The 7,759-nt window shown below is 62.2% G+C and carries 7 protein-coding genes; all 7 read left to right on the top strand.

Going from position 1 to position 7,759, the window contains the following annotated elements; genetic code table 11:
* Positions 1-402: 402 nt before the first annotated feature.
* The 7 genes from AB5202_RS09690 (at position 403) to AB5202_RS09660 (ending at position 7,502) form a co-directional block, all read left to right on the top strand.
* Complete coding sequence (locus AB5202_RS09690; protein ID WP_368142560.1) at positions 403-1,341, top strand: phosphate ABC transporter substrate-binding protein; 939 nt, start codon at positions 403-405, stop codon at positions 1,339-1,341.
* Positions 1,342-1,366: 25 nt separating this feature from the next.
* The gene (gene pstC, locus AB5202_RS09685) at positions 1,367-2,275 is read left to right on the top strand and encodes a phosphate ABC transporter permease subunit PstC (protein WP_368144606.1); all 909 of its coding nucleotides are present in this window, start codon (positions 1,367-1,369) and stop codon (positions 2,273-2,275) included.
* Positions 2,268-3,194: a phosphate ABC transporter permease PstA gene (gene pstA, locus AB5202_RS09680; RefSeq protein ID WP_368144608.1), complete on the top strand. Its 927-nt coding sequence runs from the start codon at positions 2,268-2,270 to the stop codon at positions 3,192-3,194. The genes pstC and pstA overlap by 8 nt, the downstream gene beginning before the upstream one ends.
* Entirely contained in the window at positions 3,191-4,063 is an 873-nt protein-coding gene (gene pstB / locus AB5202_RS09675) for a phosphate ABC transporter ATP-binding protein PstB (RefSeq protein ID WP_195239469.1), read from the top strand. The genes pstA and pstB overlap by 4 nt, the downstream gene beginning before the upstream one ends.
* Before the next feature lie 204 nt (positions 4,064-4,267).
* Positions 4,268-6,127 carry an ABC-F family ATP-binding cassette domain-containing protein gene (locus AB5202_RS09670; RefSeq protein WP_195502717.1) on the top strand — a complete coding sequence of 620 codons (1,860 nt, stop codon included), beginning with the start codon at positions 4,268-4,270 and terminating at the stop codon, positions 6,125-6,127.
* 6 nt (positions 6,128-6,133) lie between these two features.
* Complete coding sequence (locus tag AB5202_RS09665; RefSeq protein ID WP_117798714.1) at positions 6,134-6,904, top strand: Cof-type HAD-IIB family hydrolase; 771 nt, start codon at positions 6,134-6,136, stop codon at positions 6,902-6,904.
* Between the two features lie 208 nt (positions 6,905-7,112).
* On the top strand, positions 7,113-7,502 hold the full coding sequence (locus AB5202_RS09660; RefSeq protein WP_117798716.1) for a metal-dependent transcriptional regulator: 390 nt from the start codon (positions 7,113-7,115) through the stop codon (positions 7,500-7,502).
* Positions 7,503-7,759: the final 257 nt, after the last annotated feature.

The following is a 7,759-nucleotide window of genomic DNA, read 5'->3' as shown; positions in this document are numbered from 1 at the left end:
GTTGCGGCGCGGCTGCGCCTATGGCACTTCAACATCATTGTCGCAGCCCCGACCCGCGGTCACGAGCGGGGGCTCCTGTCTTTTTAGTGCCCTCGGATTGGGTCATAGTGTCTGTCGTTGCCAAAACATCGGCGTTGCTGGGGTAGTCGTTGGGGACGTTCTTAAATGACTAGTCAAACAAGACTGTCTCCAATGACTACCTTCCTCTGGTGTAAAAGGCGCGCCACGCTAAATGCCGGGTTTGTTATTCGTTTGTAAAGGCTGTGCTGCGCTTGCGGTAAGGGTCTATCAGATGCCCGTAAAAAACCGCAGTTGGCGCGGGCACTGCCCGATCGAGGCCGTATCTTTCCAAACAGCAAAGCGGGCAGGGTGCCCGCGAATCGCATGTATGAAAGGAAGATCATGCTCGATCAGGCTTATTCTCGTCGTCAGTTCCTCGGCCTCGCTGGTGGTCTTGCCAGCATCGTCGGTCTCGGTCTCGTTGGTTGCGGCGGCTCCGGCGCATCCGACGCCGCCGACAAGGGTAGCGCCGCTGCTGCCGAGTCCGTCTCCGGCGAGGTGACCTACGACGGCGCCTCCTCGTTCCAGGCTCTCGTCGAGGCCGCTGCCGAGAAGTTCATGGATGCCAACCCGGACGTCTCCGTCTCCGGCTCGGGTAACGGTTCGGGCAAGGGCCTGACCGCTGTTGCCGCCGGCACCGTCACCATCGGCAACTCCGACGTCTTCGCCGAGACCAAACTCGAGGCCGACCAGGTCAAGAAGCTCGTCGACCACGAGGTTGCCGTCGTGGGCATGGGCCCCGTCGTCTCCAAGAACGTGACGGTCGACGACCTGTCCCTCGAGCAGCTCAAGGGCATCTTCTCCGGCCAGATCACCAACTGGAAGGAGGTCGGCGGCGACGACGCCAAGATCGTCGTCCTCAACCGCAAGGCCGGCTCCGGTACTCGCGCCACCTTCGAGGCTGCCGTCTTTGGCGACGAGGCTGTCGACTTTAAGGGCGACGCCGAGCTCGACAAGTCCGGCGACGTCCAGACTCAGATGGGCAGCACCGACAACGCCATCTCCTACCTCGACTTCTCGCACTTCGACGACTCCAAGTTCAACGCCATCAAGGTCGAGGGCGTGGAGCCCAAGAGCAAGAATGTCACCGACGGCTCCTTCAAGATCTGGGCGACCGAGCACATGTACTGTGCAAAGGACGCCGACGAGGCTACCAAGGCCTTCCTGGAGTTCATGCTTTCCGACGACGTCCAGGGCAAGCTCGTCGAGGAGCAGGGCTTCATCCCCGTCTCTGCCATGAAGGTCGTCAAGGACGCCAGCGGCAAGGTCTCCGCTAAATAAGTAGTCGCCCCCGGAAAGGTTTGCAATGGCAAAACAGCTGCCAAAGCGCGACCTTGAGAACGTGGGCCTGTGCGTCACGGGCGCGTGCGTAGCGCTCGTGACGCTTGTCGTTGCCGCGCTCATCTTTATGGTCGCCCAAAAGGGCCTCTCGGCTTTTGTCAAAGACGGCGTCTCGGTCGTCGAGTTTTTCACCGGCACCAAGTGGGACCTGGCCAACACGGCTAAAAACGGCCTGCCCTACACCGGCGCCCTGCCCCTGATCGTCACCTCGTTTGCGGTCATGGTGCTCTCCACGCTCATCGCGTTGCCCATCGCCATCGGCTCTGCCATCTTTGCGGTCGAGATCAAACCAAAATTTGGCTCCAAGATCTTTCAGCCGCATATTGAGCTTTTGACCGGTATTCCTTCGGTCGTCTTTGGCTTGATCGGCTTTCACGTTGTCGTCGGCCTTATGAAGAGCGTTTTCCACGTGAGCACGGGCTTGGGTATCCTGCCCGGTGCCATCGTACTGGCCGTCATGATCCTGCCGACCATGACCACGCTTTCGGTCGACGGCCTGCGCGCCGTGCCCGACAGCTACCGCCAGGGCTCGCTCGCGCTGGGCTACACCCGCTGGCAGACCATCTGGCACGTGGTGCTCAAGTCCGCCATGCCGTCGCTCATGACTGCGGTCATCCTGGGTATGACCCGCGCCTTTGGCGAGACGCTCGCCGTGCGCATGGTTATCGGCGGCATCGAGGCCATGCCGATGTCGCTGCTGTCGCCGGCGTCCACTATCACCACCACGCTCACCACGTCCATGGCGGTCTATGCCGAGGGCTCGGCCCAGGATGATGTTCTGTGGGCACTCGGCCTGCTGCTGATGGGCATGAGCCTCATCTTCATCCTGATCATCCACCTTATCGGCCGCAAGGGGGCGAAGGCTCGTGGCTAGCACGCGTATCCACATCGACGAGGCGAGGCTCGGGCGCGTCCAAAAGCAGGACCGCTTCGTCACGGGCGTGTTGACGGCGATCGTCGCCATCGTCATGCTCATCGTCATCTCCATGGTGGCCTATATCCTGTTCGAGGGCATCTCGACGCTGTTCCAGCCGGGCTTTCTCACAGAGCCGTCGCGCGCCAACGGAACGCAGGGCGGCGTGCTCTACCAGCTGTTCGACTCGTTCTACCTGCTGCTGATCACCCTGATCATCTCGGTGCCCATCAGCCTGGGCGGAGCGGTCTTTTTGGTTGAGTACGCGCCGGACGGACCCATCCGCGACATCGCCTCCACCGCCATCGAGACGTTGTCCTCGCTGCCTTCCATCGTCGTCGGCATGTTCGGTTTTCTGGTGTTCTCGGTGCAGCTGGGCTGGAAGTACTCCATCATCTCCGGCGCCGTCGCGCTCACCATGTTCAACATCCCCATCCTGGTGCGCGTGATCCAGCAGGCGCTCGAGGACGTGCCGCAGGCCCAGCGCGATGCGTGCCTGGCCATGGGCCTCACTCGCTGGGAGGCCACGCTGCACATCCTGATCCCCGAGGCCATGCCTGCCATCGTGACGGGCATCGTGCTTTCGGCCGGTCGCGTGTTTGGCGAGGCCGCAGCACTGCTTTTTACCTCGGGTATGAGCTCGCCGGTTCGCCTGAACTTCTTGAGCTTTAACCTGTCGAGCCCCACCTGCGCTTGGAACGTGTTCCGTCCCGGCGAGTCGCTCGCCGTGCACATCTACAAGATCTATGGCGAGGGCAGCCCCGAGGCCCAGCAGATTGTTTGGGGCACCGCGGCGCTGCTGATGATTTGCGTGCTGCTGTTTAACGTAATCGCCCGCATTGTGGGCAAGCAACTGGCAAGAAGGATGACGGCCGAATGAGCGAGATGAATGCAACGCCCGCAACCGAAGCGGCATCGTCCGAGACCCAGGACTTCCTGTCGAGCGTGGGGGAGAGCGAGAAGCGCGTGCGCGTGAGCGGCAAGGCCGTGAGCGACGAGGTCGTGCTCTCCACCAAGGACGTCAACGTGTACTATGGCGACCACCATGCACTGCACAATACGTCGCTCGACTTCCACAAGGGCGAGATCACGGCGCTCATTGGGCCTTCGGGCTGCGGTAAGTCGACCTTCTTGCGTAGCCTCAACCTCATGAATCGCGAGATTCGCGGCTGCCGCGTGGAGGGCGAGATCAACTATCGCGGGCGCAACGTGAACACCAAGACCGAAAACACCTACGAGCTGCGCCGTTCCATTGGCATGGTGTTCCAGCAGCCCAACCCGTTCCGCAAGTCCATTCGCGACAACATCACGTTTGCGCCTAAGCGCCACGGCATCACCGACCGCGACGAGCTCGACCGCATGGTCGAGGAGAGCCTGCGCGGCGCGGCGCTGTGGGACGAGGTCAAGGACAAGCTCGACAAGAGCGCCCATGCGCTTTCGGGCGGTCAGCAGCAGCGCCTGTGCATCGCGCGCACGCTGGCGCTCAACCCCGACGTGATCTTGTTCGACGAGCCCTGCTCGGCGCTCGACCCCATCTCGACGCTGGCGATCGAGGACCTCATGTCGTCGATCGTTGCCGACCGCGCCATCGTTATCGTGACGCACAACATGGAGCAGGCGTCGCGTGTGTCCAACCGCACGGCGTTCTTCTACATGGGCGATATGGTCGAGTACGACGAGACTGACGAGATTTTCCAACGGCCCAAGGACAAGCGGCTGAATGATTACCTCACCGGCATGTTCTCCTAGTCCGGGACATGCTTGAGGCCCGCGGTGGCCACGGTCGCCACGGGACTGATTGGAGAGGCGGGTCATCTCTTGTGGGAGATGGCCCGCCTTTTGCTCTGCGACCGAAACGACCACCACAAAGGGGACAGGCGCCTTCGTGGTGGTTTGGGGTGGGGCTCGCTGCTATCATGGACAACGTTGAATTTCTACGAAGGAGCAGGGCATATGGCGATTCTTTTGGGATGCGATTCCGTCAGCCTAGAGTTTCCCACCAAGCATATTTTCGATAGCGTGACGCTCGGCGTGGGCGAGGGCGACCGCATTGGTATTGTCGGTAAAAACGGCGACGGCAAGTCGACGCTGCTGAGCGTGCTCGCTGGCACGCTGGAGCCCGACGACGGACGCGTGACGCACCGCCGCGGCACGACGATCGGTCTGCTCGGCCAAAAGGACAACCTGGTCGATACTGATACCGTGCATCATGCCGTTGTGGGCGACGCCCCCGAGTACGAGTGGGCGTCGAGCCCCCGCACGCGCCAGATCCTCGCCGGCCTCATCAGCGATGTGCCCTGGGAGGGCACGGTGGGCGAGCTTTCGGGCGGTCAGCGCCGTCGCGTGGACCTCGCGCGCTTGCTGATCGGCGATTACGACGTGCTCATGCTCGACGAGCCCACCAACCACCTGGATATGCGCACCATCAACTGGCTCGCGCGTCACTTAAAGGCCCGCTGGCAGCGCGGCCAGGGTGCCATGCTCGTGGTCACGCACGACCGCTGGTTCTTGGACGAGGTCTGCACCAGCATGTGGGAGGTCCACGACGGCCAGGTCGATCCCTTCGAGGGCGGCTATTCGGCATACATCCTGCAGCGCGTGGAGCGCGACCGCATGGCCGCCGTTACCGAGGAGCGCCGTCGCAACATGGCGCGCAAGGAGCTCGCGTGGCTGAGCCGCGGTGCCCAGGCTCGTTCCACCAAGCCCAAGTTTCGCGTGGATGCCGCTCGTGAGCTGATCGCCGACGTGCCGCCCGTGCGTGACGAGCTGGAGCTCAAGCGCTTGGCCGTGAGCCGCTTGGGCAAGCAGGTTATCGATGTGGTCGACGTGGATGCCGGCTATGCCGATACCGACGGCGCGCCCAAGCAGGTGCTCACCGATGTGACCTGGCTCATTGGTGCGGGCGACCGCTATGGCCTTTTGGGCGAGAACGGCGCCGGTAAGTCGACGCTGCTCGACGTGATCCAGGGCAAGATTGAACCCACGCGCGGCCGCGTGAAGATTGGCCAGACAGTGCGCTTTGGCGTGCTGTCGCAGCAGCTCGAGGAGCTCAAGCCCTACATGGGCGACACGATCCGCGAGGTGCTCGGCAACTATAAGAAGTACTACGTCATCGACGGCAAGGAGACTTCGCCCGAGAAGCTCTGCGAGCGTCTGGGCTTTACGACGCAGCAGCTCTGGAGCCGCATCGGCGATCTTTCGGGCGGCCAGCGCCGTCGCCTGTCGCTGTTGCTGACGATTCTTGACGAGCCCAACGTGCTCATCCTGGACGAGCCGGGCAACGACCTGGATACCGACATGCTCGCGATTGTCGAGGACCTGCTGGACGGCTGGCCCGGCACGCTGATCCTGGTGACGCACGACCGCTTTTTGATGGAGCGCGTGACCGACCAGCAGTGGGCGCTGCTCGACGGCCACCTGACGCATATGCCCGGTGGCGTGGACCAGTACCTGCGCCTGTGCAACGCTACCGCCGAGGGCGAGCCCGTGGGCGCGCCGAGCGCCAAGACCGGCACGTTCGACACCGGTGCCGCGGCAGCTGCGGCCGAAAAGCCCAAGTCGAGCGGTCAGCCCAACGGCCTGTCCAACGCCGAGCGCCAGAAGCTCCGCCGCGAGGTGAGTTCGCTCGAGCGCAAGATGGAGACGCAGCGCACCCGCGTTGAGGAGGCCGAGGCAGCAATGGCCCAAGTCGATCCCACCAACTACACGGCGCTCGGCGAGCAGCAGGCAAAGATTGACGAGGCTCACGCTGCCATGGACGAGCTGGAGATGGCGTGGCTCGAGGCGAGCGAAAAGCTCGAGGGCGAGGAGTAAGCGAGAATGATCAAAGCCGCGTTTTTCGATATCGACGGTACGCTGCTGAGCTTTAAGACCCACCGGATTCCGGCGTCGGCGCAGCAGGTGCTCGACAGCTTTCGCGAGCAGGGGATTGCGTGCGTGATCGCCACGGGCCGTCCGACCTACCAGATGCCGGACTGGCTGTTCGACCTGGGCTGGGATGCGTACATTACGCTCTCGGGTCAGCACTGCTTTGATGCCGAGGGAGTTTACCGCAGCTGCCCGATCGATCCGGACGACGTCGCGGTGATTGTGGACCAGGTGGCGCAGGGGCGCTACGACTCGCTGTGCATGCAGGGCGAGAACTCGTTTGTGAACCGCCTGTCCGAGCGCGTGGTGACGGCTGGCAGCAACGCGGGAATCGTCTACCACGAGGAGCCGTTTGAGCACGCCTTTGACGCACCGGTCTACCAGTTCTGCGCCTTTGTGGACCCGGCCGACGAACATATCGTGACCGACGCCGTGTCGCATTCGCTCACCACGCGCTGGTGCGACCTGTTCTGCGACATTATTCCCGCTAACGGCGGCAAGGACCTGGGCGTGGCGGCGACGCTCGAGCGGCTTGGTATCGACGCGAGCGAGGCGATTGCCTTTGGCGACGGCGAGAACGACCTGTCGATGTTCTCGGCCGTGGGCACAAGTGTGGCCATGGGCAACGCGCAGGACACGGTGAAAGCTGCAGCGACCTATGTGACGACCGCCGTGGACGACGACGGCATCTGCAACGCCGCGAAGCACTTTGGACTGTTATAACTGCGGCTCGGCACTTAGGGATGCTCCTTTTCTGCCGGCAGCTGGGGGACACTCCTTGCGGGGCGTCCCCATTTTGTTTTCGTCCCGCACGTTTTGTGAAACACGGCTAACTTTTAGACAAAGTAGTAAGACATGGGCAACTTTTGCGGTAAAGTTAGCCGTGGAAAGTATCCAAAGGCTAACTAGCAATCATCGCGAAAGGTGGCCCATGGCCCTACGTGAATCCGGAGAAGACTATCTCGAATCGATCTACGTTCTGTCGGAACGTCAGGGCATCGTGCGCTCGATCGACGTCGCGGAGTACCTCGGCGTAACCAAGGCGAGCGTTTCCAAGGCCATGGCGACGCTGGAAAGCAACGGCTATGTCGAAATGGGCAAGCGCGACGTTCATCTGACGGAGTGTGGTCTGGAGGTCGCTCGCCAAATGTGGGAGCGTCACTGCTTTTTCGTGGGGCTGCTGGAGGATGCGGGTGTTTCGGCTGAGGTCGCGTCGCAAGAGGGCTGCCACATGGAGCACTGCCTGAGCGAGGAGAGCTTTGAGAAGCTGAGGGCGATGCTGGGACGGGAAGATGTGGCGGGCCCAACAACGGAAGCCTAACTGACTTACAGTGGCGCGGAGTTCGCGCAAAGCGCGAACCAGCGACCGGGACCAGTAGTCCCGCCAACCAAGTCCAACTCAGACAAGGAATCCCGCAAGCAAGCGATGCCCAAGAACCTTCAGCTGTGTCAATGCAGGCCGGGACCGGGTTTGGTTTTGAAAACACTCCGCACTGATATCTTCTGTATTGAAGACGTCGATGATGCACCCGTATACCATTGACGTCGACACCATCAGATGCGGACCGCGCGGTGACC

It is taken from the genome of Collinsella aerofaciens (genome assembly GCF_040915545.1).
Lineage (GTDB): Bacteria > Actinomycetota > Coriobacteriia > Coriobacteriales > Coriobacteriaceae > Collinsella > Collinsella aerofaciens_BE.
The sequence above is the reverse complement of the archived record's forward strand: the minus strand, read 5'-3'. Positions and strand labels throughout refer to the sequence as shown.